We start from the raw sequence: 24,550 nt of genomic DNA, 5'->3' as shown, positions 1-24,550 counted from the left end.
GGTGCGGCCGCCGTGGCCTCGCCCGGGGCCGCCGGTGCGGCCGGGGCCGGTGGCCAGGCGGGCGCGGTCGGCGCGGTCGGTGCCGTGGCCGGTCCGCAGCAGCCCGGTGCGGGCGTCCCGCGCGCCGCGCAGCCCGTCGGCCTGGTGCCCAACCCGGTGCCCGCCCCGGCGGCGCCCGCGCCCCCGGCCGCCGGTGCGCTGGTGGTCGGCCCGGTCTCCGGGCGGACCTTCGACCTGCCGCCGGTGAGCCGCCGGGAGGACGAGTCGCCGGCCGCGGTGGCCCAGGCCGCGCCGCTGGCCGCGATGTTCCTGCTGCTGCACGACTACCGCAGGACCGCGCCCGAGCAGCCCGGCGAGCGGACCCGCCCGCGCACCATCGCGGACGGCCGCCCGTACGGCGCGGCCGGCGGGCTCGGCCCGGTCGACCCGGCCCACCAGGCCGAGGTGGAGCGCCGGGTGCCGCGCACCGAGGAGGGCGAGCCCGCCACGCCCGCCGACCCGAGGCTGGGCGACTGGCCGGAGGCGCTGAACGGCGGCGGCTTCCGCGAGCCGGGCCGCTCCAACAACGCGCTCGACCTCTCGCTCTCCGCCCTGGACAGCTACCTGGGCAACCCCACCTGCGGTGCCCCCCGGCTGCCCGACGGCCCGGCCGGGGAGTACGGCGGCCGGGACCGCGCCGAGCGGGAGCTCGGCACCCAGTTCAAGGACCTGGGCTACGGTGACGCCGCGCTCGGCCAACTGGTCGACCTGCTGCGGCAGTTGGGGCAGGGCGCGCAGGCGGTGCTGCTCACCCTGGACGGCTACGGCCGCTCCCACCTGTGGAACGCCTTCGTGACCGGTGCCACCATCGGCTACCTCGACCCGCAGACCGGCTACCGCTCCTCCAGCCCGCTGCACCCGGCCGACCACGGCCTCTGGGCCATCGCGCTGGAGGCCGGCGGCCGCCCGGCGGACCTCTCCGCCCTCCAACCCGCCATCCCGGTGGTCGAGTTGGCCCCCGCCCCGGCGCCCGACCCGCTGGTCAAGCCGGTGCCCGAGCCCCCGGCCCCGCCGCGCTCGCGGCTCACCATCCACCGGGGCAGCGCCCGTTGACCATCTGCTCGCCGAACACCCGTACCAAGGCCAGGAGTTCCCGATGACCACCCTCGCGCAGGCCCTCGAAGCCGCCCACCGCTGGGTGAACGCCGAGCTCTCCCCGGAGGCCGTCCGGCCGGTCAAGGCACACGAGTTCGACCTCGGCTGGGTGGTCTGGCCGGAGCCCGCCCCGGTCCGGGTCGACCCGCTCACCGGCGAACGCCGCGCCCCCGAGGAGCTCGGCGCCGCCTGCGCGGTGGTCGACCGGACCACCGGCGAGCTCTCCGTCTGGCCCTCCGTCCCGGTGCCGCAGGTCATCCAGCTCTACCGCGACCGGCTCGGCGCGGGCGACTACGACCCGGCCCTGCCGCCCGCCACCGGCCCCGGCTGCCGCGCCCAGTTCGTCCACCGCGACGCCCTCGGCGAGCAGCGCACCCTGGTCCTGCGCTCCGCCCCCGGCCGCCCCCACCCGGCCCTGCGGGCCTGGGCCCAGCTCAGCGAGCAGGGCGTCCAGCCCGAGGACGTGCTCGCCGTCCACACCGACCTGCGCCCCTCGATGCTCCCCGGTGGCTACGTCGCCGCCTCCCTGCTCGCCGAACTCCCGGCCGCCCGGCACAGCCACGACCTGGCGTACGGTCCGCGCTTCGACGGCAGGGCCCGGGCCGTGCGCGGCCTCGCCTCCACCCCCCGGCTCAACCGGGTGCCCTTCCCCGCCAACGTGCCGCCCGCCCAGCCCGAGGCGGAGGCGGCACTGGCCGCCCGGCTGACGGCGCAGTTCGGCGAGGGCGGGGTGCGGCGCTTCGACCCGGCGGCGGTGCTCGCGGCCGACCTGCCCGAGGCGGTCGGCCGGCCGCTGGTCCGGGTCGGGCTGCCGGTCGCGGTGCGGGGCTTCTTCGAGCTCTACCACCCGGTCTCGGACGGGGTCTCCGGGGCGGAGCCGGTGCTGCCCGAACTGGCCGAGGTACTGGCGGAAGCCGGGCGGGGCCTGCGGGCCACCGAGGCGGCCCGGCGCGACCTGCTCGGCCAGCTGCTGATCGGCACCGACGGCTGGTCCCGCTTCACCGTCGACACCGCCCGAGGCCGGGTCCGGGCGGTCGACCCCGACACGGCCGAGGCCCGCTACGTCAACGCCGACCTCACCGCCTTCGCCCGCTCCCTCGCCCTCCTCGCCGACCGCTACCCCCGCCTCCGCGACCTCCACCCCCTCGCGGCCGGCCAGGCGGTCGCCGAGCTCCAGTGGTCCCTCGCGGGGCTGGACCGCACCGCCTTCGCCGACCCCGAGAACTGGTGGTCCGTCATCGTCGAACAGCTCTGGCACGGTTTGCTCTAGGCAAAGCGGTAGCGCCCCGCAGGGGCGCGAGGAACTGCGCGCTGGGGAACGGCAGCACGTGCAACTGGCTCGCGTGCCCCGATCTCACGCTGGTCCGCCTTCCGATTCGCGCAGTTCCTCGCGCCCCTACCGGAGGAAGCGCTCCAGCGTCGTGGCGAAGGCGATCGGGGTCTCCTGCATCGGGTAGTGGCCGGAGGCGGGGAGCAGCTCCAGGTCGCCCGCCGGGTAGTGGGTGAGCCAGGTGGAGCGGTAGTAGTCCTCGTTGAGCGCCAGGTCGTGTTCGCCGACGAAGGCCCGGGCGGGGAGCTCCAGGCCGGAGACCTCGGCGCTCAGGTCGACGGTGGTCCACTGCTCCAGGTAGGCGGCGAAGGCCTCCGCGCGGGAGCTCGCGAGCGAGTTGGCGACCATCCGGTCGAGCCACACGCCGGTAGCCCGGTTGCCGGTGACCAGGTCGATGATGGCGCGGCGGTTGCCGGGTTCGGCGGCGGCCCCGTGGAAGAGGTCGTACGCCTCGCCGAGTTCGTACGCGGAGGCGGCCACCGGCGCGACCCCGGCGAGCTTGCGGACCCGCTCCGGCGCCTGGGCGAGCACCTGCTGGGCCGCCTTGCCGCCCATCGAGTGCCCGACCAGCGAGAACCGCTCCCAGCCGAGTTGGTCGGCCAGCGCCAGGGCGTCCCCGGCGATCTCGGCCAGGCTGTACTCGCCCTCGACCGCGGTCCGTTCGCCGTAGCCCCGGTAGTCGAGGAAGGCGTAGCTGAAGGCCGAGCCGTCGAGGTACTCGGGGAACGGCCCCCAGCCGGCGCTGGTGCCGAACCAGTCGTGCAGCACCACGACGCCGTGTTCGCCGGTGCCCACCAGGCGGTGAGTGATCGTCATCTCGCTCTCCTCCACGTCGAGTTGGTCGCAACGACGCTAGCCGCCCGGGGCCCCCGCCCGGACCGGTGCGGTGTTATCCGGCCACCTGTGCGGCCGGATCGCGTAGCGTGGGCCGTTATGCGACTCGGTGTGCTCGACGTAGGTTCCAACACCGTCCACTTCCTCGTGGTGGACGCCCACCCCGGTGCTGCCCCGCTGCCCGCGTACTCCCACAAGGCGGAGCTGCGGCTGGCGGAGCTGCTGGACGGGGACGGCGCGATCACCGACGTCGGCGTGGACAGGCTGGTGGCCATGGTGGCCTCCTCGATCCGGGTGGCCGAGGACAAGGGCGTGGTGGACCTGCTGCCGTTCGCCACCTCGGCGGTCCGGGAGGCGGCCAACGGCGAGGCGGTGCTGCGCCGGGTGGCCGAGGAGACCGGGGTGGAGCTGCGGGTGCTGTCCGGCCCGGACGAGGCGCGGCTGACCTTCCTGGCGGTGCGCCGCTGGTACGGCTGGTCCTCCGGGCGGCTGCTGGACCTGGACATCGGCGGCGGCTCGCTGGAGCTGGCGGCCGGGCTGGACGAGCAGCCGGACGTGGTCTGTTCGCTGCCGCTGGGCGCCGGCCGGCTCACCGCCCGGCTGCCCGGGGAGGTCGCGGACCCGGAGGACATCCGGGAGCTGCGCCGCTACATCCGGGCCGAGATCGCGCAGGTGGTGGGCGAGTTCACCCGGCGCGGGGCGCCGGACCACGCCGTCGGCACCTCGAAGACCTTCAAGCAGCTGGCCCGGATGACCGGCGCGGCGCCGGCCGAGGCGGGGCCGCTGGCGGTCCGCAAGCTGACCCGGGCCGGGCTCTCCGCCTGGGTGCCCCGGCTGGCCGGGATGACGGTGGCTCAGCGGGCGCAGATCCCGGGCGTCTCCGAGGGCCGGGCGCGACAGCTGCTGGCGGGCGCGCTGGTGGCGGACGCCGCGATGGACCTGTTCGGCCTGGAGGAGCTGGACATCTGCCCGTGGGCGCTGCGCGAGGGCATCATCCTGCGCCGCCTGGACACCCTCGACAGCCCGTCCGACCGGCACCCCGCGCTGACGGGGTGACAGACCCGCTGGGGGCGGCGGCGTGACGGGGCGCACACCATAACCGGCGCGCGCCGCTTACCCTGTCTCCCGTGGCGGAAGCAGCGGACGAGGACGGGACGCAGCGGGGCCGCGCGGCCGGTGACAGCACCCGGCAGCCGCGCAGGGCCCGCAAGACGCCTGCGGCGGGCGCCGCGGGCCCGGAGGAGCCGCAGCCCGACGGCAGGCCCGCGCGCAGGGCCAGGGCGGCGAAGAAGGCCGAGCCGGGGAGCAAGGCGGCCAAGGCCTCGACCAGAGCGACCAAGGCGGCGACCAAGGCGGCGACCAAGACCGCCAAGCCGCCCCGGCAGTCGCAGCTGGCCCTCGCCACCCAGGCGGTCAAGGCCGTCCGGGCCGCGAAGAAGCCGGCCCGCCGGGCCCCGCTGCTGCGCACCACCGACCGCCTGGTGCTGCCCCCGCACGCCGACGGCCTGCACGTGCCGGACACCAAGGTGGTGCTCTCCACCGCCTCGGTCTATCCGGAGAACACCGCCACCGCCTTCGAGCTGGCCGCCCGGCTCGGCTACGACGGCGTGGAGGTGATGGTCTGGAACGACCCGGTCAGCCAGGACATCGAGGCGCTGCGCCGGCTCTCCGACGAGTACCGGATGCCGATCCTCGCGGTGCACGCCCCCTGCCTGCTGATCACCCAGCGGGTCTGGAGCACCGACCCGTGGACCAAGCTGGTCCGGGCCCGGGCCGCCGCCGAGAAGCTGGGCGCGGACACCGTGGTGGTGCACCCGCCGTTCCGCTGGCAGCGCCAGTACGCCCGGGAGTTCGTCGAGGGCGTGCACCGGATGGCCGGGGAGACGGACGTCCGCTTCGCGGTGGAGAACATGTACCCGTGGCGGTACCGGGACCGGGAGATGCTGGCCTACGCGCCGGGCTGGGACGTCACCGAGGAGGCGTACCGGCACTACACCGTCGACCTCTCGCACGTGGCCACCTCCCGGGTGGACGCCTTCGAGATGGTGGACCGGATGGGCGACCGGCTGGCCCACGTCCACCTGGCCGACAGCCTGGGCTCCGCCAAGGACGAGCACCTGATCCCCGGCCGGGGCAACCAGCCCTGCGCGGAACTGCTGGAGCGCCTGGCCCGGACCGGCTTCGAGGGCCACGTGGTCCTGGAGGTCAACACCCGCCGCTCCACCTCCCCCGCCGAACGCGAGGCCGACCTGGCCGAGGCGCTCGCCTTCACCCGGCTCCACCTGGCGACCGTCGCGAAGTAAGGACGTCCTAGGGTGGCGGGATGACGGGGTATCAGAAGCACGACCATGCGAACTCCTTCGGTGCGGTGGCCGCCGAGTACGACGCCGCCCGGCCCTCCTACCCGGACGAACTCTTCGACCGGCTGGAGGAGTTGACCGGCCGGCCGCTGAAGGGTTCCGAGGTGCTGGATGTCGGGGCGGGCACCGGCATCGCCACCCGTCTGCTGGCCGCCCGCGGCGCCAGGGTCACGGCGGTGGAGCCCAGCCCGGGGATGGCCGCCCAGCTGCGCCTGGTCAGCCCGGAGCTGCCGCTGGTCAAGGGCGGCGGCGACGAACTCCCGTTCCACGACGGCACGGTGGACCTGGTCACCTACGCCCAGGCGTTCCACTGGACCGACCCGGACCGCTCGATCCCCGAGGCGCTGCGGGTGCTCCGCCCCGGCGGCTCGCTGGCCACCTGGTGGAACGTCAAGGACAGCTCGGTGGAGTGGGTCCGCGCGATGGGCGAGCGGCTCGCCGCGGCGCTGCCCAGCTACCAGTTCCAGAGCGGAACCAACGTGATCACCGAGGCCTTCGCCCCGTACGGGCTGCCGACCGCGAGCGTCCGGCTGCGCTGGGAGCGGCTGATCGACCTGGACGTGCTGCTCGGGGACCTGGTCTCGCGCTCCTACTTCGCCGTGCTGACCCCGGAGCAGCGGGCCCCCGTACTGGCCGCCGAACGGGCCGCGCTGCTCGCCGAGTTCCCCGACGGCCGGGTCACCGAGCCCTACACCCTGGACCTCACCGTCGTCACCAAGGAGTGACCCGGGGTGCCCGGATGGCGGACAGCGTGTCCGTCCGCTGGAACGGGGGCGTAGGCTCGACAGCCACGGCGGCCCTGCACCCTCCCAGCTGAGCGGGGCGCGCGACGTAGCCTCCGAAGGAGTGGAGCACAGTGCCCGAGCTGAAGTCCCGTACGGTCACCCACGGTCGCAACATGGCAGGCGCCCGGGCGCTTCTCCGGGCCGCGGGCGTAGCCCGGGAGGACTTCGGGAAGCCGATCATCGCGGTGGCCAACTCCTTCACCGAGTTCGTCCCGGGCCACACCCACCTCCAGCCGGTCGGCCGGATCGTCTCCGAGGCGATCAAGGAGGCGGGCGGCATCCCGCGCGAGTTCAACACCATCGCGGTGGACGACGGCATCGCCATGGGCCACCACGGCATGCTCTACTCGCTGCCCTCGCGCGACCTGATCGCCGACTCGGTGGAGTACATGGTCTCCGCGCACTGCGCGGACGCCCTGATCTGCATCTCCAACTGCGACAAGATCACCCCCGGCATGCTGATGGCCGCGCTGCGCCTCAACATCCCGACGGTCTTCGTCTCCGGCGGCCCGATGGAGGCCGGCCAGGCCGTCCTGGTGGACGGCACGGTGCGCAAGCTCGACCTGGTGAACGCGATCTCCGACGCGGTGAACGAGAACGTCTCCGACGAGGACATCGCGATCATCGAGGAGAACGCCTGCCCGACCTGCGGGTCCTGTTCGGGCATGTTCACCGCCAACTCGATGAACTGCCTGGCCGAGGCGATCGGCCTGGCCCTGCCGGGCAACGGCTCGGTGCTGGCCACCCACACCGCCCGCCGGGCGCTGTACGAGGACGCCGGCCGCACCGTCGTCGACATCACCAAGCGGTACTACCACCAGGACGACGCCTCGGTGCTGCCCCGCTCGGTCGCCTCCCGCGCCGCGTTCGAGAACGCGATGGCGCTGGACATCGCGATGGGCGGCTCGACCAACACCATCCTGCACCTGCTGGCCGCCGCCCAGGAGGCCGAGATCGACTTCGACATGCGGGACATCGACGCCATCTCGCGCCGCGTCCCCTGCCTGTCCAAGGTCGCGCCGAACGGCAAGTACTACATGGAGGACGTGCACCGGGCCGGCGGCATCCCCGCCATCCTCGGTGAGCTCTACCGCGGCGGGATGCTGAACGAGGACGTGCACACCGTGCACTCCGCCACCATGGCCGAGTGGCTCAAGTCCTGGGACATCCGCGGTGGTTCGCCCTCCCCGACGGCGGTCGAGCTGTTCCACGCGGCCCCCGGCTGCGTCCGCTCCGCCACCGCCTTCTCGCAGTCCGAGCGCTGGGACACCCTGGACACCGACGCCGCCAACGGCTGCATCCGCAGCGTGGAGCACGCGTACTCGGTGGAGGGCGGCCTGGCCGTGCTCTACGGCAACCTCGCCGAGGACGGCTGCATCGTGAAGACCGCCGGTGTCGACGAGTCGATCTGGACCTTCTCCGGCCCGGCCGTCGTCCTGGAGTCGCAGGAGGACGCGGTGGACGCGATCCTCACCAAGCGGGTCAAGGAGGGCGACGTCGTCGTCATCCGCTACGAGGGCCCCAAGGGCGGCCCGGGCATGCAGGAGATGCTCTACCCGACCTCCTTCCTCAAGGGCCGGGGCCTGGGCAAGGCCTGCGCGCTGATCACCGACGGCCGGTTCTCCGGCGGCACCTCCGGCCTCTCGATCGGCCATGCCTCGCCCGAGGCGGCCTCCGGCGGCACCATCGCGCTGGTCGAGGACGGCGACATCATCGCGATCGACATCCCGAACCGCTCGGTCGATCTCAAGGTCTCCTTCGAGGAGCTGCACGAGCGGCGCCTCAAGCTGGAGGCCGGCACCGGCTACCGCCCCAAGGACCGGGTCCGCCCGGTCAGCGCGGCGCTCAAGGCGTACGCGGCGATGGCCACCTCGGCCGACAAGGGCGCGGTGCGCGACGTGAGCAAGCTGGGCTGACGCGACGTCAGGCGGCCGCTCCGGGCTTCCCCCGGAGCGGCCGCTTCGTCGTTCCGGGGGCGCCCCGTGTCATCATCGGAGCCGTGAGCGAGCAGACTGAGAACCCCGGCGCCACCCCCGAGCCGATCCGCTGGTTCGGCACCAGCTGGCTGGAGCGCGGCTCCGGCTACCGGGCCCGGCGGGTCGCGGTGCCGCTCGGCGCGCTGGCCGCAGTGGCGGCCGGCGGCCTGCTGCTGCGCTTCGCCGTGGAGGGGGTACGGGACTCCGAGGCCGGCGGCCTGGTCTACGGGCTGCTGGTGGCCGCGATCGGCCTCTGCTCCCTGCTGTCCGGACTGCGCACCTGGAAGGTGCTCAGCGAGGGCAAGGAGAGCCTCACCGGCTGGATGACCGAGGAGAAGTCGCTCGGCGCGGTCTGGCTGATCGGCTTCGTCGGCGCGCTCGTCGCCTACTTCCTGCGCAGCCTGCTGGAGGCCCCGGGCGAGAAGGTGATGCGGGCCCGGTACCAGGAGTCCCTGGCCGCCGCCGACCGCCGCCGGGTCTCCAAGGCCACGCGCAGCGGCAACCCTGGGCGCCCCAAGAAGCGCCGCTGAATCACCCCTGACCCGCCGTCAGACCGGCTTGGGCACGTCCGCCGAGGGCGCGGGGTCGACCGGAGCCGTCGGGGTCGGCCTCGGCTGCGGCGTCACGGGGCCGGCCGGCTCCCGCATGGTGTCGGCCGCCACCTTCAGGCTGAACAGCACGATCGCGCAGACCGCGACCACGATCAGCCAGGTCTGCCACGAGGCCCCGGAGCCCCGCCGGGCCCTCTTGCGGAGCCCGGACCGCCGGCGGGCCGCCCCCGGCCCGTCGTTGACCGAGCGCCGGCCGCCCGGGTCGTGCGGCGGCGTGTGCTTCCACCGGGCGGCCAGCATCCGGGTGCGCCCGCTGGCCTCCTTCACGGTGGCAGCCCGGACGAAGGCCTCGTCCAGGACGAGACCCTCGAACGGGTCCTGCTCCGACGGTTCGTCGGCTGAGCGCGGCTCTGGCTCATCGGCTATCGGCACGCCGTCAGTATGCCCCCCGCCCCCGTCAGGGACGCGTGAATTCGATCAGCCGGGGGTCAGCTGCGGGTGACCGTCCCGCACTCGCCCTCCTGGCGGAGCTCTTTGCTGCGGTCGTACGGATCGCTGCTCGGGCCGCTGGGCGTCGGCCGGGGGCCGAAGCCCAGGTTGAACTGGTCGAACTGCGGGTGGAAGAAGCCGTCGTAGACATCGCAGGCGCTGTTGCCCGCATCGCTGTTGGTGTCCGCGAAGCGGATCCGGTCCGGGTTCACGTCGTAGCGGGCCGGGTCGTAGAACCGGACCACGATCGCCCGACGGACGACGGTCCGGGCGGTCCAGGTGTTCGGGGTGACGTCCTCGGCGGTGAAGCCGGCCGGCTTCACGGTCCCGCCGCCGGAGGGCGCCGGCCGCTTCTTGCCGGCCTCCGGGCCGGGGCGCAGGGCGTAGACGAAGGTGTAGTCGGTGCGGACCAGCAGGCCCTTCTCGCCGTCTCCCTCGAAGCTCATCCGGCCCTGCACCTTGACGGTGTCGTTCACCGGGATCGCGTCGCGGGCGTCGAAGCGGCTGAACAGCGTGGTCGCGTCGCCGTCCTTGGAGGGCTGGCGCAGCCACCCCTCGGCCTGCTGCCTGGTCTCCTTGTCCAGCATGGCCAGCGCCGCCGTCGGCGGGCCGCCCGCGACCACCGCGTGGTCCAGGTTCGAGGCCGTCAGGAAGTCCTTCACCAGCTTGAGCTTGGCCGCCACCTTCTCGGCGTCGAAGGTGCCGACCGCCTGGGCCTGGGGCAGCACGATCGCGTCCGGCCCGGCCGGCCAGCCCTCGGCCGGGGAGCCGGCCCAGGGGCGGGCCACGGTGGGCTGCTGCTCGTCCACCTGAGGGGCGGCCGCGGTCGGCTTCGCGGTCTCCGGGCCGACGGTCGGCACCGGGCGCGCCACCGAGCCGCCGGTACCGCCGTCGCCGTACCGGTCGGCGTACCAGCCGCGCAGCGACTCGACGTTGAGGGCGGCCAGCGCCAGTCCGACGGCGAGCGCCACGTAGACCGGGGCGTGCCATCGGGGCTTGCGCCGCCGGACGTTCCCCCAGGGGTCGACGGGCTCCGGACTGCGGCCGAAGCGGCGCTTCGGCTTCGGTCCGTCGTTGACGGAGCGTCGGCCGCCCGGGTCGTGCGGCGGCTGCTCCTTCCACCGGGCGGTCAGCATCCGGGTGCGGCCGGACTGCTCCTTGACCTCGGCGGAGCGGACGAACTCCTCGTCCAGGACCAGGCTGTCGAACGGGTCCTCGGCGGGACGCGGTTCGGGCTCTTCGGCTATGGGCACGCGCACAGTATGCCGACGGCCTCGAGCGCCCGTTCGAGCGGGTCGGGCCGTCCGTCGGGCCCTCGTTCCACTGCGTACGGATTGCTGACGGTTCGTCCGGTCGTCAGCCCTTGCGGCGCGAGCGCTTGACCGATCCGACCACGCCGGCGACCACCAGCAGCAGGCCGGCCGGGGCGAGCGAGGAGACGAGCGACTCGAAGAGCTCCTCGCCGCCGAGGAAGGTCAGATTCACCGTGTTGAGCAGCCAGAACAGCGCCGCGGCCGGGAGCGCCGAGCGCCACGGGTGCTCGGCGGCCCACCGGTGGATCCGGCGGTCGGAGGCGTCCCGGCGCAGTTTCCCGCCCAAGGTCCCCACCAGGAACAGCACGAACAGCCCCAGCCCGGCCGGCCCCGCCAGGAGGTCCGCGCTCCAGTGCCCGGTCACCACGTTCACCCCGAGCGCCGCCGCCCCCACCAACGCTCCGGCCCCCGCAGCCGTCCGCCACGGCCCCAGCGTGGCCGAAGCCACCGCCAACTGGTTCTTCTCACCACGCGACAGATCTCCGTGTCCCATGCCCTCCACGGTCCTCCCACCCACCCCCGTAATCCATAGGGGCCACCCCTGACCTTCCCCCTACGGGGAACGCCGGCCAGGAGTGGCCCCGAAGCAGGAGGACGCGGTGCTCAGGTGCGGTACTCCAGGGTGAGGGTGGCCGCGGTGCCGCGTCGGAGGAAGAGGTAGGCGGTGGTGGAGAGGGGGCGGTCGAAGGCGAGGCGGAGTTGGAGGGGGGTGCCGGGGGTGACGGTGGGGTGGAAGTCGGTGGAGGTGCGGGTGCCGGAGGTGAGGGCGGGGACGGTGGCGGTGTCGGGGGTGTCGGCGGGGGCGGCGAAGTCCTCGGGGGTGGTGGTGCAGGTGGGGCCGTAGCAGCCGGTGCGGGTGGAGACGGTCAACTGGGCTTCGTTCCACGGGTTTCCGCTGCCGCTGGCGTAGCCGACGGTGAGGCGGGCGGCGGTGACGGTGGCGCCGGCGGGGAGGGCGGAGGTGTCGAAGGAGAGCAGGGCGCGGTTCTGCTTGCCGTCGGTGCCGCGGCCGACGGCGAGGCCGAGCGTGCCGGCCAGTGTGCCGACGGTGGGGGAGGTGCCGTCCGCGTTGGCCTTGACGTAGCCGTCGAGGGTGGTGTCGTCGGTGAGGGTGAGGGTGCCCGTTCCGGGGGCGGAGGGAGAAGGAGAGGGTGAAGGAGAGGGTGAAGGGGAGGGGGTGGGTGAAGTGCCGCTCAGGGAGAGGAAGTTGGCGATGCGGAGCGAGGCGCAGAGGTTGACGTCCAGGATGTAGGCGCCGGCCGTGCCGCACTGCTCCGCCCCGCTGCCCGGATCGACCGGCTGCCCGTGGCCCATCCCGGTGATCGACCAAGTCTCCACCCGCGCCTGCCCGTTGGCGTCCGCGTAGACCTTGTGGGGGTGTCCGGCCACGGTCTCGGTGAGGGTGGGGGTCTGCGGGACGCCGTTGGCGTCCGTCCACTGCTCCATCAGTTCGGTGAGGTTCGAGGGCTTCACCAGGGCGTCCGAACTCCCGTGCCAGATCGACACCTTGGGCCACGGCCCGGTCCAGGACGGGTAGCCGGAGCGGACCAGGTCACCCCACTGGGCGGGGGTCAGGTCGCGGCCGGTGCTCATGCAGTCCACGCTGGCCTGCACCTGGCTGGAGGCGCAACGGTACGGCAGCCCGGCCACCACCCCGCCGCCGGCGAACACGTCGGGGTAGTCGGCGAGCAGCGCGGCGGTCATCGCCCCGCCGGCCGAGAGCCCGGTGACGTAGACCCGGGCCGGGTCGGTGCCCAGGTCGGCGACGGCCCGGGCGGTCATCTGACGGACCGACAGCGCCTCGCCCTGGTCCCGGGAGTAGTCGCCGGGCAGGAACCAGTTGAAGCAGCCGGAGGAGTTGTTGGCGGACTGCTGCTGCGGCAGCACCAGCGCGAAGCCGTACTGCTCGGCCCACTTGGTCCAGCCGGTCTCGTCGTCGTAGGCGGCGGCGGACTGGGTGCAGCCGTGCAGCGCCACCACCAGCGGCCGCCCGGCGGGCAGGCCGTCCGGGACGTAGCGGTACATCAGCAGGTTGCCGGGGTTGGAGCCGAAGCCGGTGACCTGGGTCAGGGTGGCGGCGGCCCGGGCGGGGGCGGGGGAGAGGAGGGGCAAGGCGGCGACGAGCACGGCGAGCAGCGTCAGGACGGCTGCCCACCACGCCCGTTGGGGACGGACGTGCACGGATGGCTCCTGGGTGGGGGTGAAGCCGGGTGGGGGATGCCGTGACGGTAGTGCCGGGTCGGTGGCCCAGGTCACGGTGCGGACGGACACCGGCGGGCGGCCCGGATGGCGGCGGCGCACATTGCCCACAGCGTGGACGGCTGCGCCGGACGGGCGCCGGCTGGTGCGAGGATGGCGGCACACGTGAGCAAGGGAGCGGCCATGACCAGCAGCGCGTCCGGACAGAAGATCGCCTTCCTGGGCACCGGCAAGATCGGGGAGGCCCTGCTCTCCGGTCTGCTGCGGGCCGGCACCGACCCGGCGGACATCCTGGTCACCGCCCGCCGCCCGGAGCGCGCCGCCGAACTGACCGAGCGCTACGGCGTCGGCGTGGTCTCCAACGCCGAGGCGGCCAAGCTCGCCGACACCCTGATCCTGGCGGTCAAGCCGCAGGACATGGGCGCCCTGCTGGAGGAGCTCTCCCCGCACGTCGAGCCCGACCGGCTGGTCATCTCGGCGGCGGCCGGCGTGCCGACCCGCTGGTTCGAGGCGCGGCTGGCCCCCGGCACCCCGGTGGTGCGGGTGATGCCCAACACCCCCGTGCTGGTGGACGAGGGGATGAGCGTGATCTCCGGCGGCTCGCACGCCGAGGAGCAGCACCTGGAGCGGGCCGAGGCCATCTTCCGTTCGGTCGGCAAGGCGCTGCGCCTGCCGGAGAGCCAGCAGGACGCGGCCACCGCGCTCTCCGGCTCCGGCCCGGCCTACTTCTACTTCCTGGTCGAGGCGATGACCGACGCGGGCATCCTGCTCGGTCTGCCCCGGCACGTGGCGCACGACCTGATCGTGCAGTCCGCGATCGGCGCCTCGGTGATGCTGCGCGACTCGGGCGAACACCCCGTCAAGCTCCGCGAGGCGGTCACCTCCCCGGCCGGCACCACCATCGCGGCCATCCGCGAGCTGGAGAACCACGGCGTCCGGGCCGCCCTGCTCGGCGCCCTGGAGGCCGCCCGCGACCGCTCCCGGGAGCTGGCCTCCGGCGGGAAGTAGCCGTCGAAGTAGGCTCACCGGTGTGAGCTACGACTTGGTGGTCTTCGACAACGACGGCGTGCTGGTGGACAGCGAGCCCATCTCCAACCGGGTGCTCGCCGAGTACCTGACCGAGCTCGGGTACCCGACCACCGTCGAGGACTCCTACCGGGACTTCATGGGCTGTGCCGCGCACACCGTGCACGACGTGATCGGCGAGCGGTACGGGGCGCGGCTGCCCGAGGGCTTCGACGAGCTGTTCCACGCCCGGGTGTTCGCGGCCTTCGAGCGCGAGCTCACCCCGGTGCGCGGCGCCGAGGAACTGCTGAAGACCCTTCAGCAGCGCGGCGTCCGGTACTGCCTGGCCTCCTCCGCCCACCACGCCTGGATCCGCACCGCGCTCGACCTCACCGGGCTGCGCGGCCACCACCCCGAGGAGCGGATCTTCAGCGCCCAGGACGTCGGCATCGGCAAGCCCGCCCCGGACCTCTTCCTGCACGCCGCCCGGACCCTCGGCGTGGACCCGGCCCGCTGCCTGGTGATCGAGGACAGCCGCAACGGCGTGCTCGCCGCCCGGGCCGCCGGGATGGACGTGTACGGTTACGCGGCCCTGACCGACCCGGCCAAGCTCACCGGCGCGGGTGCCACCGGCCTGATCACCGACCTCGCCGAGGTGCCCGCACTGCTCGGTCCCTGACGGGCGGTCGGACGCCCGGAAAAAATCTTTCCCCGGCCTGTAACGCGGCAGGTGCCCCGCGGCGTGGGTACCGCGACCAACGGGAACGGGGAAGGATCAACTGGTGGGGGAAGCTCCTGCGGACTTCATGGAGTTCGCGCACGCCCACAGCGGCAGGCTGTTCCGCACGGCCTGCCTGCTGACCGGCGACTGGCACCTCGCCGAGGACCTCGTCCAGGAGACCCTGGCGAAGATGTACCGCTCGTGGCGGCGGATCGACCGCTCCGAGCCCCCGTTGGCGTACGCCCACACGGTGCTTTCCCGGACCTTCGTCTCCCAGCGCCGGCTGCGCCGCTCCGGCGAGCGCCCCTCCGAGGCGCTGCCCGAACCCGGCGGCCACCTCGTCGAGGACCCGTCGCTGCGGGTGGCCCTGCTGGAGGCCCTGGCCGAGTTGTCGCCGAAGGACCGCACGGTGCTGGTGCTGCGCTACTGGGAGGACCGCTCCGTCGAGGAGACCGCCCGGCTGATGGGCATCCGGGTGGGCTCGGTGCGGGTGCGCAGCCTCCGTGCCCGGGACCGCCTGCGACAGGTCCTCGGACCGGAGTTCGCCGAACTGAGCTGCGCATGAAGCCCCCGCGCCGCCGCCCCGACCTCACGGAGAGCCACGTGCAGTACGACCGACCGCCGCAGTCCGACGCCGAGCTGCACGACGTCCTCGGCCGGGCCGTCGACGGGTTCGCCCCGCACAGCCACGACCTGGTCCACCGGGCCGCGGCCCGCGGCCGACGCCTGCGTCTGGTCCGGCAGTCCCAACTCGCGGTCGCCGCCGTGGTGGTGATCGGATCGGGCGGGCTCGGCCTGACCACCCTCGGCCCGGACACGGGGCTCGGCCCGGTGCCGTCCGCCGCCTCGGCCACGCCCACCCCCACCCCGTCGGTCGGCACGCTCCCCGCCCCCAGCTACCTGCCGGGGACGGCGGCCCGGCAGGGACCGATCAGCGCGCAGCTCGCGGCGATGCTGCCGGCCCGTGGGACGGCCGACCACGGAAGCCAGGTCGGGGGCTTCGTCGACGGGGCCCTGGAGGTGGCGACCGGTGGCAGGTGGCAGGGGCAGGCCTGGGGCAGTGTGCGCGTCCAGGACGGACGGGCGGTCACGGCCGTGACCATCACGCTGGCCGACGACCTGCCCCGGGACGCGGCGGAGTGGTCGTGCGGGACGACGACGGGCGAGTCCTGCGCGAAGCTCGCCGACGGTTCCCGGGTGTCCACCATCCATGAGAAGGACGGGGAGCAGCAGTTCCGTTGGGCGGTCAGCGTGGTCCATCCCGACGGGCGGGCGGTCCGGGTCGAGCAGTTCAACCCGGAGCCCGGCCAGCGGGACATGGTCGTCACCATGGACGAGATGACCGCGATCGCGGTGGATCCGCACTGGGGCAAGTGAATAGCGTTCGCGCACGGCAGGGGACATGAGGGGGAGTCAGCAGTGAGCAGAGTGGTGGTCGGAGTCGGTTTCGCGGTGGCCGGAGCCGTGGTGTTGGGCGCCGGCGGGTACGCGGCGTACGCCCTGGTGGGCGGGCCCACGCCGGGTGGCCCGAAGGTCCCGGCGGCGGTGGTGACCGGGCCGCCGTCGGCGGCGGAGGCGGCGAAGGGGGCCGAGGCGTTCCTGAAGGCCTGGGCGGCCGGGGACTACGAGGAGGCGGGGCGGCTCACCGACCGGCCCGAGCCGGCGGTGGTCGCGCTGACCAGGTTCCGGACGGAGCTGAAGCCGACGGCGGTCTCGCTCGCCCTGGGCGGTCCGGCGCCCGCCGTACCGTCGCCGTCGCCGTCCTCCTTCGTGACGGCTCCGCCGCCCTCGGACACCGAGGTGCCGCTGGTCTTCCGGGCCGAGGTCGGGCTGCCCGGCGCGGCCCAACCCTGGCGCTACGACGGGTCGTTCGGCATGGTGCGGGGGCGCGACGGCCGGGTGGTGGTGCACTGGGGCCCCGGGGTGGTCCACCCCAAGCTGACCGGCACCAAGGAGCTGACGGTCCGTCCGATCGCCTCCTCGCCCTCGCAGGTGGTGGACCGCAAGGACCGTCCGATCGGTGAATTCCCTTCCGTCAAGGCGGTGTTGGGGCAGATCAGGTTCGAGGGGCCGGAGGATCAGGGGAACGCGGGCAAGGGCGTGGTGATCGCCACGCAGGGCAGCTCGTCGGTGGAGCAGTTGTTCACCATCACCGAGCCCAAGGGCGGCGCCAAGCGTCGGCTGACCCTGGACGCCGACCTGCAGCGCGCCGCCGAGGCGGCGGTGGCGGCGCGGAGCACGCCCGCCTCGGTGGTGGCCGTCGAGCCGAGCACCGGCCATGTGCTCGCCTTCGCCAACAACCCGACTCAGGGCCAGAACCGGGCCTTCGGCGCCATCCTCGCCCCCGGCTCCACCATGAAGGTGGTCACCGCCGCGGGGCTGCTGGAGTCCGGCCTGACGCCGGACAGCCCGCTGCCCTGTCCACCGACCACCACGGTGTCCGGCCGGTCGGTGCCGAACGACTTCACCGACGCGAGGCCGGGCAACACCTTCAAGGACGACTTCGCGCAGTCCTGCAACACCGCCTTCCTGGAGGCGGGCAGCACCAGGCTCAAGGGCGCGGCCCTGCCCAACCTGGCGAAGGAGGTGTTCGGCCTCGGGCTGGTCTGGCAGACCGGGATCTCCACCTTCGACACCGCCGTGCCGGTCGAGAGCAACCCGGCCGAGGCCGCGATGGCGCTGATCGGCCAGGGCCGGATCCAGACCAACGCGCTGGCCATGGCCTCGGTCTCGGCGACCGTCCAGAGCGGCACCTTCCGCCAGCCGGTGCTGATCCCCGGCCTGGCCCAGCAGAGGGCCGCGCGCACCCTCGGGGCCCGGCCGCTGGCGGACCTGCGGACGATGATGCGCCGCACCGTCGAGAGCGGCACCGCGACCAAGGCCCTGGGCGGGATCCCGGGGGCGGCGGGCAAGACCGGCACCGCCGAGGTCAACGGGCAGTCCACCCCCAACAGTTGGTTCACCGGCTACCGGGGGAACCTCGCGGTGGCCGCCGAGGTGCAGGCGGGCGGGCACGGCGGGGACGCCGCCGCCCCGGTCGCCGCCGCGCTGCTGCGGATCGGCAACGGGGGCTGAGGGCCCGCCCCGGGCGGGGCGGCCGATTCGGCGGAGCGTCAGGCTTACGGAGCGTCAGGCCTCCGGCCGGTCCGGCCGGTCCGGCGCGTCCCGGCGGCGGCGCCGGGGAGGGCGGCGCGGGCGGTGCGGCATCAGCTCGCGCCGCCCGTCGCTGTCGGCGGCCCTGACCAGCGGGATCCGGGGCGGGAAGGCCAGGACGGTGGCTTCCGGGCCGGAGGTCTGGTCACCGCGATCGGCCTGACCCTGCTCCTGGTCCTGGTCCTGTTCCTGATTCTGGTCCTGGGCCGTGGCCTGGGACGGGATCGAGGGGACGGGGCCGGACACCGCCTGGCGGTGGAGGTGCTGGACGGCGTCCTGCCACCCCTGGGCATAGGCGGTCGCGCGGGCCCGCTCGTACTCGTCCGGGGTGGTGATCAGCACGCCGTCGGGCAGGGTCAGTTCGACCAGGGCGGAGAGCGCCCGGGTGACGGCGGCGGGGGAGAGCCGGCGGCCGGCCTTCCGGGAGGCGCTCTCGGTCAGCCGGGCGAGGACGGCGAGGAGGTCGGACTCGTCCTCGCCGCCTTCGGGTCCGGTGGGTTCGTGGCCGTCCGTGCAATTGTTCTGCCCAGCCACGCGCCGAACGCCTCTCACCGATCCACGGGCTCAGCCCGTAGCGAGCCGTCTGGTCCCCTTGCGCTCCGCAGTCTCCCCGCCGTTCCCCCGCTGGTCGCCCTCGGCCTGGTCGGGAGTGAACTGCTGGGCGACCTTGATGAACATCTCGCGCCGGTCGTCGGGGATGCCGAGCGCCGATGCGACCTGGTCCAAGGTCATCCGCGACCCGGCGGCCGTGGTGGGAGCGGTGTCCACAGGGTAACCGACCGCCTCCGGGAGGTCATCCGCCGTCAGTTTCCCGGAACGGATGAGGACTTCCCGGATCGGGACGCCGAGCGCGTGCGCCAGGCCGCGCATGGTGTCGAGGTCGGGCATGCTCTGCCGCTGCAACAGCCGCGTCACGGCTGCCCGGTGCACGCCCGCGTCCTCCGCGAGCTTCGACTTGCCGCCGCCCCGAGGGCTGTCGATGTCGTAGCCGCGGTCCCGCATGAGCTCCTCGACCCAGGACGCGAACCGTTCGATGTCGGTGCTGCTGCTCGGCACCATGGTTGGACTCCCTCCGCCTGCCCCCGCACCGAGTAAGGGTACCGCGCGCTCGCGCGCGTAATCAGTGCTCGGACGCACCTCGTCATGTCGATTGGGCCACGGTTGTGCGGGGATGCGGCCCCCGGTGTGGGGGAGTCGTCACGGCCGGTAGAAGGTCTGTTCGGAAACAGCTTGCGTGCGCAGGCGCAACAACGCAGGATGAGTGCGAACCCGCAACAAGATCGGACGGGCCGCCCCGGGCTCCCGCCCCCGAGTCCTGGAGCAGCCTCGCCATGCCCGTTGCCACCGCCGTAGCCGTCGCAGCCACCGCCGCAGCCGCCCTGCCCGCCGCCGAGGGCCACACCTACGCCCGGGAGCGCGCCGACGACTGGCGCGAGCGGGCCGCCTGCCTCGGGCTGTCCGCCCGCGAGATCTTCGTGACCAGGGCCGCCCAGGCCGCTCCGGCGCTGCGCCGCTGCGGGGCCTGCCCGGTGCGCCGCCGCTGCCTGGAGGCGGTGCAGCCCGAACTCTCCTGGTTCGACGGGGTCTGCGGCGGCCGCCTCTGGCGCAACGGCCGTGTGGTGCAGCCGCGCTGACGCCGCCCCTCCTCCTTTCCTTCCGCTTCTCCGCCGGGGAGTCATCCATGCCCGCCCAGTCCGCCTTCCCCTCCACCGTCGCCGGTCGCCAACTGGCCCGCGCGGCCCTCTGGATCGACATCCTGCGCCGTCAGTTCCCGGAGCTGATCGAGGAGTTGGCGCCCGGCAGGCCGGGGGCCGGCGGCCGGTCGAGCGCTCCGCCGGACGCCGCCGCGGCGGCCCGCCGGGCGGCCTCCGACCGGGCGGACCGCGAGGCCGCCCACTGGAACGAGCAGCATGGGCTGCGCGGCGCCTCCGGCGGCCGGGCCCCGCTCCGCCTGCACATCTCCGACGTGCTGCGCGACATCACCGACGGGGTGGTCGAGTTGGAGGAGGCCGTCCGCGAGAAGCTCCGGCTCGGCCGGGCCCCGCGGGCCGACGTCCCGGCCCGGCTGGACCGGATCGAGGCGCTGCTCCCCGAGGCGGCGGGCCACCCGGTGCTCGCCGGGCACGTGCTGGAGGAGGCCCGCCGGATGTCCCGGCGCTGCTCGGCGGCGCTCGGCGAGGCCGAGACCCTGGTCCGGGTGCGCGGGCGCTGCCCCTGGTGCGACTCGGTCTCGCTGCGGGCCTTCCCGGCCTGGCGGGCGGTGCTCTGCGTCAATCCGGGCTGCCGCTGCACCGAGCCGGAGTGCGAGTGCCGCACCGCCCCCGGGCACCGGCACAGCTGGGCGGAGACCTCCTGGTCCCAACTGGCCCAGGACGCCGGGGTGGACGAGGACGCGCTGGCCGTCCTGGTGGACGAGGCCGAGCCCGCCGCGGCCGTCCTCGCCGACGTGGAGGCCGCCCGATGAGCACGCTCGGACTCCCGGCCGGGGCCGCCCTGGTCAACGCGCTGATCGCCGCCGCCGAGGTGGACGTCGCACCCGCCACCATCCGCAAGTGGGTCCAGCTCGGCCACCTGGCCGCCGCCGGCCGGCAGGGCAGGGCCCTGCTCTACCGGCTGGAGGACGTCTTCGCCGCCGAACGCGCCACCCGGCGCGGCCGACCCCGCTCCGCCTGACAGTTCCTCAAGAGAGCCCCGTTCCGGCCCAGTTGCCGGGGCGGGGCTCTTCGCATGTCTCCGAACGTGCTCGCCCGCACAAGTTGCGACCGCGCGCGCAATGCGTCACAGTTGGAGCAGCGGCGGAGCTGTGCCCCCAGCGCGGAAGCGAGGGGAGCGCGGCCCGCCGTTTCGCGTGGGGCGGCCGTCGGCCCCACCGGCGGCGGACCCCCTCCCTCCCGCACCGAGGTCCCGCCGCCGCGCCCGTCGACGGCCGCCCCGCGCACCGACTCCGAGCCCCCGTCAGAAGGGAGCAGAACCATGGCCACTCCGCTGCTGGCCCTGCCCGACGTCGAACGACTGATCGTCGACAGCCTGCGCAACCGCACCGAACTGGCCGCCGCCACCGTCGACAACAAGCCGCCCGCCGGCTTCGACGGGACGCAGGCGGTCGTCCTGGTCTCCCGCACCGGCGGGGCCTGGATCGACGACCAGCACCTGGACGTCCCGCTCGTGGACCTCGAGGTCTACGGGCCGACCAAGACCGCCGCACACGCCCTGATGCAGCTGGCCCGGGCGGCCGTCTTCCAGCTGCGCGGCACCGTCTACGGCGGCGCCCTGGTCGTCGACTTCCAGGAGACGGACGGCCCCCGCTGGCTGCCCGACTACAACCGGACGAGCGCCAACAGGTACCGCAACACGGTGCAGTTGACGCTCCGTCTCACCTGAGCCACCGCCTCGGCGGGCTCCCCCTGAGCAGGCCCCTCGCACCACTGCGGGGGGCCTTTCCCGTGCCCGCGACCGCGGGCACGGACCACCCGGCACCACCTTCTCCCGAGGAGATCACCATGGCAGGCACCAACGCTTCCGAGATCCGCGTCGCCGGCACCGGCCGCATCCTGGTCGCCCCGGTCGGCACCGCCGCCCCGGCCGACACCACCGCCGCCTGGGCGGCCGCGTGGAAGGACCTCGGCTACACCACCACCGACGGCATCAAGTTCGCCAAGAAGGACAAGATCGACCCGGTCAAGACCTGGCAGTCCTCCAGCACCGCCCGGCTGATCTACGGCGACCGTGACCTCACCCTGAAGTTCCAGCTGCTGCAGCTGAACGAGGACACCCTGCCCTTCTTCCTCGGTGGTGACTCCACCGCCGAGACCGCGGCCGGCTCGGGCATCTACAAGTACGACCTGGCCCCGGCCCCGAAGGCGAACGAGAAGGCCCTCGGCATCGAGTTCACCGACGGCTCGGCGATCACCTACCGCTTCGTCATCCCGCGCGGCCAGGTGACCGACACCGAGGAGCTCGGCCTGACCCGCACCGCCGCCATCAAGCTCGGCGTCACCTTCACCGCGCTGTCGCTGGACGACACCAAGCCGCTGGCGACCATCCTGATGAAGGACCCGGCCTACTCGGCGGTCTGATCCCTCCTCAACACCCCACGGGGCCCAGTGGATTCCTCCACCGGGCCCCGCCCCATTTCCGCAACTCACCAGTCAGGAGCCCGAGATGGCCAGTTTCTCCGTCAACGCCGCCCGTGCCCAGCGCCTCGAAGCGCTCGGCCGCACCTGGACCTTCGACCTCGACGGCGAGGTCTTCGAACTCCCCACCGAGCTCGCGCGCGGGATCGCCCGCAAGCTCGCCAAGCTGGACGACAACGACGTCGACGGCCTGCTCCGACTCCTGCTCGGCGACGCCCAGTTCGAGCGCTTCGACCGCCACGACGTCACCATGCAGGACGTCGGCGCGATCCTGGAGGCCTACGGCAAGGAGACCGGGCTCGGCCTGGGGGAATCCTGAGCCTCGGCGCGTTCGTCGACGAACACGCCGAGGCCCTCGAAGCCGACCTGCTCCGGCACTACGGAGTGGACCTCCTCGACTGGCACCGGGACCGGATCTCCGCACGCCGGCTCTCGGTGCTGATCAAGCACCTCCCCCGCGACAGTGCCCTCACCCGCGAACTCCACGGCGAAGCCGCCGACTGGTCCACCACCGACCACCTGCTGGCCAACGTGGTCGACCACCTGGCCGTCGCCAACTGGATGTTCGCCACCATCAACCGCGACGAGGACGCCGACCCCCTCGACCCGCCGGAGCCGACAGCACGCCCGGCGCAGGAACCGGAGGGCGGTGCGGAGCCGGTGGATCCCGAGCCGGATGAGCAGCCGAAGGACGTCGACCCCCAGCGGATCCGCTCCTTCTTCTCCTGAAGGACCAAGTCAACGGAGGTGCAAGGACCATGGGAATCGTCCCGGACTGGACGCCCGCCTGGATCAGCGACGCGGACCGGACGCTCTATTTCCACGGCAAGGAGATCGACCGCTTCAAGCAGTCCCTCTCGGTCGTCACCCATTCCATGACCGGGCTCAAGCTCGATGTCACGGCCGTGGCTCTGGCCGCCACGGCGCTCAAGATCGACTTCACTGCCGTGAAGGTCGACGAGAAGGGCATCACCCTCTTCGGCAACTCGAAGCACACCTGGCCCTGGGTCAAGAAGGTCGAGGACAAGAAGAAGAAGGACGACGCGGCCAAGCTGGACCGCCGGTACGTCAAGCGGACCGAACTGAGGAACATCACCCGGCGGATCGAAGACCGACGTCGGGCGGGTGTGGGGCAGGCGCTCAACGAAATGCCGTCCGGGTCGAACCGGGTCTCGCGCGGCAGGAACGACGACATCAAGAACGCCGAGGCGGACATCAAGAAGCTCACCAACGCCGTCAACCAGCTGATCAGGACGCTCGGTTGATGTCCGGTGGCGACGAAATGATCGGAGGATGGCATGTCGCTGCTCTCATCTCTTAACTCTTCGGCCGGGGCCTTCGGGCGCCTTCAGGCCGCTGCCTCCCGGGTGACCTCGGCGGTCGGGGGGATCAAGAACTCCGCCTCGGCCGCAGAACGTGCCGTGTCCGGCGCCGGCCGGGCGGCAGGCACCGCCGGCGGGCAGATGGACCGGCTCAAGTCGGGTGCCTCGTCCGCGACTTCGGAGCTGAACAAGATCAAGAATTCCGCCGCCCAGGCGGAGCGGGGCATCAAGAACACCGGAAGTGCCGGTGGTACCACCGGTGGCCTGATGGGGCGGTTCAAGTCCGGGCTGGACATGGCGACCGGGGGCATGAAGGGCCTCAACACGGCGATGAAGGGGAACCTCATCGGCCTGCTGCTGATGCTGCTCGCGCCGCTGATCGCCAAGATCGTCGACATGGCGATGCAGTCCAAGACCATGCAGAAGATCATGGACACCGCCTTCAAGGTGATCGGCCAGGTCATCGACACGGTGATGAAGGCGATCGGCCCGGTCATGAAGCAGGCCGGCGACGTCATCGCCAAGGTCTGGGGCAACATCCAGAGCGCCATCGCCACCGTCGTGGACTGGATCTGGACCGCGATCAAGTGGTACTTCAACGCCTACAAGACCGTGATCACCACCGTCCTCGACGTCGTGCTCGGTGTGGTGACCGGCGCGTGGAACGGGATCCGGAACGCGATCTCCGGGGTGCTGGACTGGATCAAGAACGCCACCACCGGGGCGTTCAACACCGTCAAGGACGCGCTCAGCAGTGCCTGGGGTGCGCTGTCGGGGATCGCGGAGAGTGCCTTCAACTCGGTGCTCGGGGCGGTGAAGACACCGCTGAACGCGGTGATCGGCCTGGTCAACCGGGCGATCGGCGCGATCAACGGGATCAAGATCGACATCCCGGACTGGGTGCCGGGGATCGGCGGCAAGGGGTTCGGGGTCCACATCCCCACCATTCCGATGCTGGCCAACGGCGGCATCATCGCGCCCTCCGCCTCCGGCACGCTCGCGCTGATCGGCGAGGGCGGCCAGCACGAGGCGGTCATCCCGCTGGACCGGCTGGACAAGATGCTCAGCTCCGGCGGCGCCTCCGCGCCCGCGCTGCACCGCCTCGCGGCCGCCGTCGAGGCGATGGCGTCGCGGCCGGTCCTGGTGCAGGTCGACGCGCAGACCATCGCCCGCGCCGCGATGGACGGCCAACGCCAGCTCGTGCGCCGGTAGTTGACCGGCCGCAGCCAGAACTCGACACCTGAA

Annotated in this window: 28 protein-coding genes; 21 read left to right on the top strand and 7 right to left on the bottom strand. The window is 73.3% G+C overall.

Annotated elements, in window-relative coordinates; all coding sequences use genetic code 11:
- A partial coding sequence (locus ACZ6ZR_RS15640; RefSeq protein WP_465642639.1) for a toxin glutamine deamidase domain-containing protein occupies positions 1-1,092 on the top strand: 1,092 nt, incomplete at its 5' end.
- Positions 1,093-1,135: 43 nt separating this feature from the next.
- Positions 1,136-2,404, top strand: coding sequence for an SUKH-4 family immunity protein (locus tag ACZ6ZR_RS15635; RefSeq protein WP_465642638.1), 1,269 nt, complete (start codon positions 1,136-1,138; stop codon positions 2,402-2,404).
- A 126-nt stretch (positions 2,405-2,530) separates the two neighbouring features.
- Here ACZ6ZR_RS15635 and ACZ6ZR_RS15630 read toward each other — a convergent pair whose 3' ends face one another.
- Positions 2,531-3,280, bottom strand: coding sequence for an alpha/beta fold hydrolase (locus tag ACZ6ZR_RS15630; protein WP_465642637.1), 750 nt, complete (start codon positions 3,278-3,280; stop codon positions 2,531-2,533).
- Positions 3,281-3,397: 117 nt separating this feature from the next.
- On the opposite strand from ACZ6ZR_RS15630, the gene ACZ6ZR_RS15625 reads away from it, so the two are divergent.
- The 5 genes from ACZ6ZR_RS15625 (at position 3,398) to ACZ6ZR_RS15605 (ending at position 8,949) form a co-directional block, all read left to right on the top strand.
- The gene (locus ACZ6ZR_RS15625; protein ID WP_465642636.1) at positions 3,398-4,354 is read left to right on the top strand and encodes a Ppx/GppA family phosphatase; all 957 of its coding nucleotides are present in this window, start codon (positions 3,398-3,400) and stop codon (positions 4,352-4,354) included.
- Between the two features lie 449 nt (positions 4,355-4,803).
- Positions 4,804-5,601 carry a sugar phosphate isomerase/epimerase family protein gene (locus tag ACZ6ZR_RS15620; RefSeq protein WP_465642644.1) on the top strand — a complete coding sequence of 266 codons (798 nt, stop codon included), beginning with the start codon at positions 4,804-4,806 and terminating at the stop codon, positions 5,599-5,601.
- A gap of 20 nt (positions 5,602-5,621) precedes the next feature.
- Complete coding sequence (locus tag ACZ6ZR_RS15615; protein WP_465642635.1) at positions 5,622-6,383, top strand: class I SAM-dependent methyltransferase; 762 nt, start codon at positions 5,622-5,624, stop codon at positions 6,381-6,383.
- Positions 6,384-6,514: 131 nt separating this feature from the next.
- Positions 6,515-8,359: a dihydroxy-acid dehydratase gene (ilvD, locus tag ACZ6ZR_RS15610; protein WP_465642634.1), complete on the top strand. Its 1,845-nt coding sequence runs from the start codon at positions 6,515-6,517 to the stop codon at positions 8,357-8,359.
- Positions 8,360-8,442: 83 nt separating this feature from the next.
- Positions 8,443-8,949 carry a hypothetical protein gene (locus ACZ6ZR_RS15605; protein WP_465642633.1) on the top strand — a complete coding sequence of 169 codons (507 nt, stop codon included), beginning with the start codon at positions 8,443-8,445 and terminating at the stop codon, positions 8,947-8,949.
- Between the two features lie 18 nt (positions 8,950-8,967).
- Here ACZ6ZR_RS15605 and ACZ6ZR_RS15600 read toward each other — a convergent pair whose 3' ends face one another.
- The 4 genes from ACZ6ZR_RS15600 to ACZ6ZR_RS15585 form a co-directional block, all read right to left on the bottom strand.
- A complete protein-coding gene (locus ACZ6ZR_RS15600; RefSeq protein ID WP_465642632.1) occupies positions 8,968-9,402 on the bottom strand; it encodes an SCO2583/SCO2584 N-terminal domain-containing protein in 435 nt (144 codons plus the stop codon).
- Between the two features lie 56 nt (positions 9,403-9,458).
- Positions 9,459-10,712: an SCO2583/SCO2584 N-terminal domain-containing protein gene (locus ACZ6ZR_RS15595; RefSeq protein ID WP_465642631.1), complete on the bottom strand. Its 1,254-nt coding sequence runs from the start codon at positions 10,710-10,712 to the stop codon at positions 9,459-9,461.
- 103 nt (positions 10,713-10,815) lie between these two features.
- Positions 10,816-11,265, bottom strand: coding sequence for a hypothetical protein (locus ACZ6ZR_RS15590; RefSeq protein ID WP_465642630.1), 450 nt, complete (start codon positions 11,263-11,265; stop codon positions 10,816-10,818).
- 110 nt (positions 11,266-11,375) lie between these two features.
- Positions 11,376-12,953, bottom strand: a complete 1,578-nt coding sequence (locus ACZ6ZR_RS15585) for an extracellular catalytic domain type 1 short-chain-length polyhydroxyalkanoate depolymerase (RefSeq protein ID WP_465642629.1) — start codon at positions 12,951-12,953, stop codon at positions 11,376-11,378.
- Between the two features lie 201 nt (positions 12,954-13,154).
- Between ACZ6ZR_RS15585 and proC the strand changes: the two genes are divergently transcribed.
- From proC to ACZ6ZR_RS15560, 5 genes are all read left to right on the top strand, one after another.
- Positions 13,155-13,979: a pyrroline-5-carboxylate reductase gene (proC, locus tag ACZ6ZR_RS15580; protein ID WP_465642628.1), complete on the top strand. Its 825-nt coding sequence runs from the start codon at positions 13,155-13,157 to the stop codon at positions 13,977-13,979.
- A 22-nt stretch (positions 13,980-14,001) separates the two neighbouring features.
- Positions 14,002-14,655, top strand: a complete 654-nt coding sequence (locus ACZ6ZR_RS15575) for an HAD family hydrolase (RefSeq protein ID WP_465642627.1) — start codon at positions 14,002-14,004, stop codon at positions 14,653-14,655.
- A gap of 103 nt (positions 14,656-14,758) precedes the next feature.
- Complete coding sequence (locus ACZ6ZR_RS15570) at positions 14,759-15,262, top strand: SigE family RNA polymerase sigma factor (protein ID WP_465642626.1); 504 nt, start codon at positions 14,759-14,761, stop codon at positions 15,260-15,262.
- Between the two features lie 38 nt (positions 15,263-15,300).
- Positions 15,301-16,074 (top strand): hypothetical protein, encoded by a 774-nt coding sequence (locus ACZ6ZR_RS15565; protein ID WP_465642625.1) that lies wholly within the window; start codon positions 15,301-15,303, stop codon positions 16,072-16,074.
- Positions 16,075-16,116: 42 nt separating this feature from the next.
- The gene (locus tag ACZ6ZR_RS15560) at positions 16,117-17,772 is read left to right on the top strand and encodes a penicillin-binding transpeptidase domain-containing protein (RefSeq protein WP_465642624.1); all 1,656 of its coding nucleotides are present in this window, start codon (positions 16,117-16,119) and stop codon (positions 17,770-17,772) included.
- 54 nt (positions 17,773-17,826) lie between these two features.
- Here ACZ6ZR_RS15560 and ACZ6ZR_RS15555 read toward each other — a convergent pair whose 3' ends face one another.
- Together ACZ6ZR_RS15555 and ACZ6ZR_RS15550 are read right to left on the bottom strand one after the other, a co-directional pair.
- The gene (locus ACZ6ZR_RS15555; RefSeq protein WP_465642623.1) at positions 17,827-18,384 is read right to left on the bottom strand and encodes a hypothetical protein; all 558 of its coding nucleotides are present in this window, start codon (positions 18,382-18,384) and stop codon (positions 17,827-17,829) included.
- Positions 18,385-18,414: 30 nt separating this feature from the next.
- The gene (locus ACZ6ZR_RS15550; RefSeq protein WP_465642622.1) at positions 18,415-18,909 is read right to left on the bottom strand and encodes a helix-turn-helix domain-containing protein; all 495 of its coding nucleotides are present in this window, start codon (positions 18,907-18,909) and stop codon (positions 18,415-18,417) included.
- Positions 18,910-19,181: 272 nt separating this feature from the next.
- Between ACZ6ZR_RS15550 and ACZ6ZR_RS15545 the strand changes: the two genes are divergently transcribed.
- The 9 genes from ACZ6ZR_RS15545 (at position 19,182) to ACZ6ZR_RS15505 (ending at position 24,517) form a co-directional block, all read left to right on the top strand.
- Entirely contained in the window at positions 19,182-19,484 is a 303-nt protein-coding gene (locus tag ACZ6ZR_RS15545) for a WhiB family transcriptional regulator (protein WP_465642621.1), read from the top strand.
- Positions 19,485-19,531: 47 nt separating this feature from the next.
- On the top strand, positions 19,532-20,314 hold the full coding sequence (locus tag ACZ6ZR_RS15540) for a hypothetical protein (protein WP_465642620.1): 783 nt from the start codon (positions 19,532-19,534) through the stop codon (positions 20,312-20,314).
- A complete protein-coding gene (locus ACZ6ZR_RS15535; protein WP_396298062.1) occupies positions 20,311-20,523 on the top strand; it encodes a hypothetical protein in 213 nt (70 codons plus the stop codon). The genes ACZ6ZR_RS15540 and ACZ6ZR_RS15535 overlap by 4 nt, the downstream gene beginning before the upstream one ends.
- Positions 20,524-20,823: 300 nt before the next feature.
- Positions 20,824-21,231: a hypothetical protein gene (locus tag ACZ6ZR_RS15530; RefSeq protein WP_465642619.1), complete on the top strand. Its 408-nt coding sequence runs from the start codon at positions 20,824-20,826 to the stop codon at positions 21,229-21,231.
- Positions 21,232-21,350: 119 nt separating this feature from the next.
- Positions 21,351-21,926: a phage tail tube protein gene (locus ACZ6ZR_RS15525; protein ID WP_465642618.1), complete on the top strand. Its 576-nt coding sequence runs from the start codon at positions 21,351-21,353 to the stop codon at positions 21,924-21,926.
- An 85-nt stretch (positions 21,927-22,011) separates the two neighbouring features.
- Positions 22,012-22,302: a hypothetical protein gene (locus ACZ6ZR_RS15520; protein ID WP_465642617.1), complete on the top strand. Its 291-nt coding sequence runs from the start codon at positions 22,012-22,014 to the stop codon at positions 22,300-22,302.
- Positions 22,303-22,367: 65 nt separating this feature from the next.
- The gene (locus ACZ6ZR_RS15515) at positions 22,368-22,712 is read left to right on the top strand and encodes a hypothetical protein (RefSeq protein ID WP_465642616.1); all 345 of its coding nucleotides are present in this window, start codon (positions 22,368-22,370) and stop codon (positions 22,710-22,712) included.
- A gap of 29 nt (positions 22,713-22,741) precedes the next feature.
- On the top strand, positions 22,742-23,248 hold the full coding sequence (locus tag ACZ6ZR_RS15510; RefSeq protein ID WP_465642615.1) for a hypothetical protein: 507 nt from the start codon (positions 22,742-22,744) through the stop codon (positions 23,246-23,248).
- A 33-nt stretch (positions 23,249-23,281) separates the two neighbouring features.
- Positions 23,282-24,517: a phage tail protein gene (locus tag ACZ6ZR_RS15505; protein ID WP_465642614.1), complete on the top strand. Its 1,236-nt coding sequence runs from the start codon at positions 23,282-23,284 to the stop codon at positions 24,515-24,517.
- Positions 24,518-24,550: the final 33 nt, after the last annotated feature.

It is taken from the genome of Kitasatospora sp. NPDC088742 (genome assembly GCF_055584905.1).
Note: the sequence above shows the minus strand (reverse complement) of the source record. Positions and strands in the feature narration are given on the sequence as shown.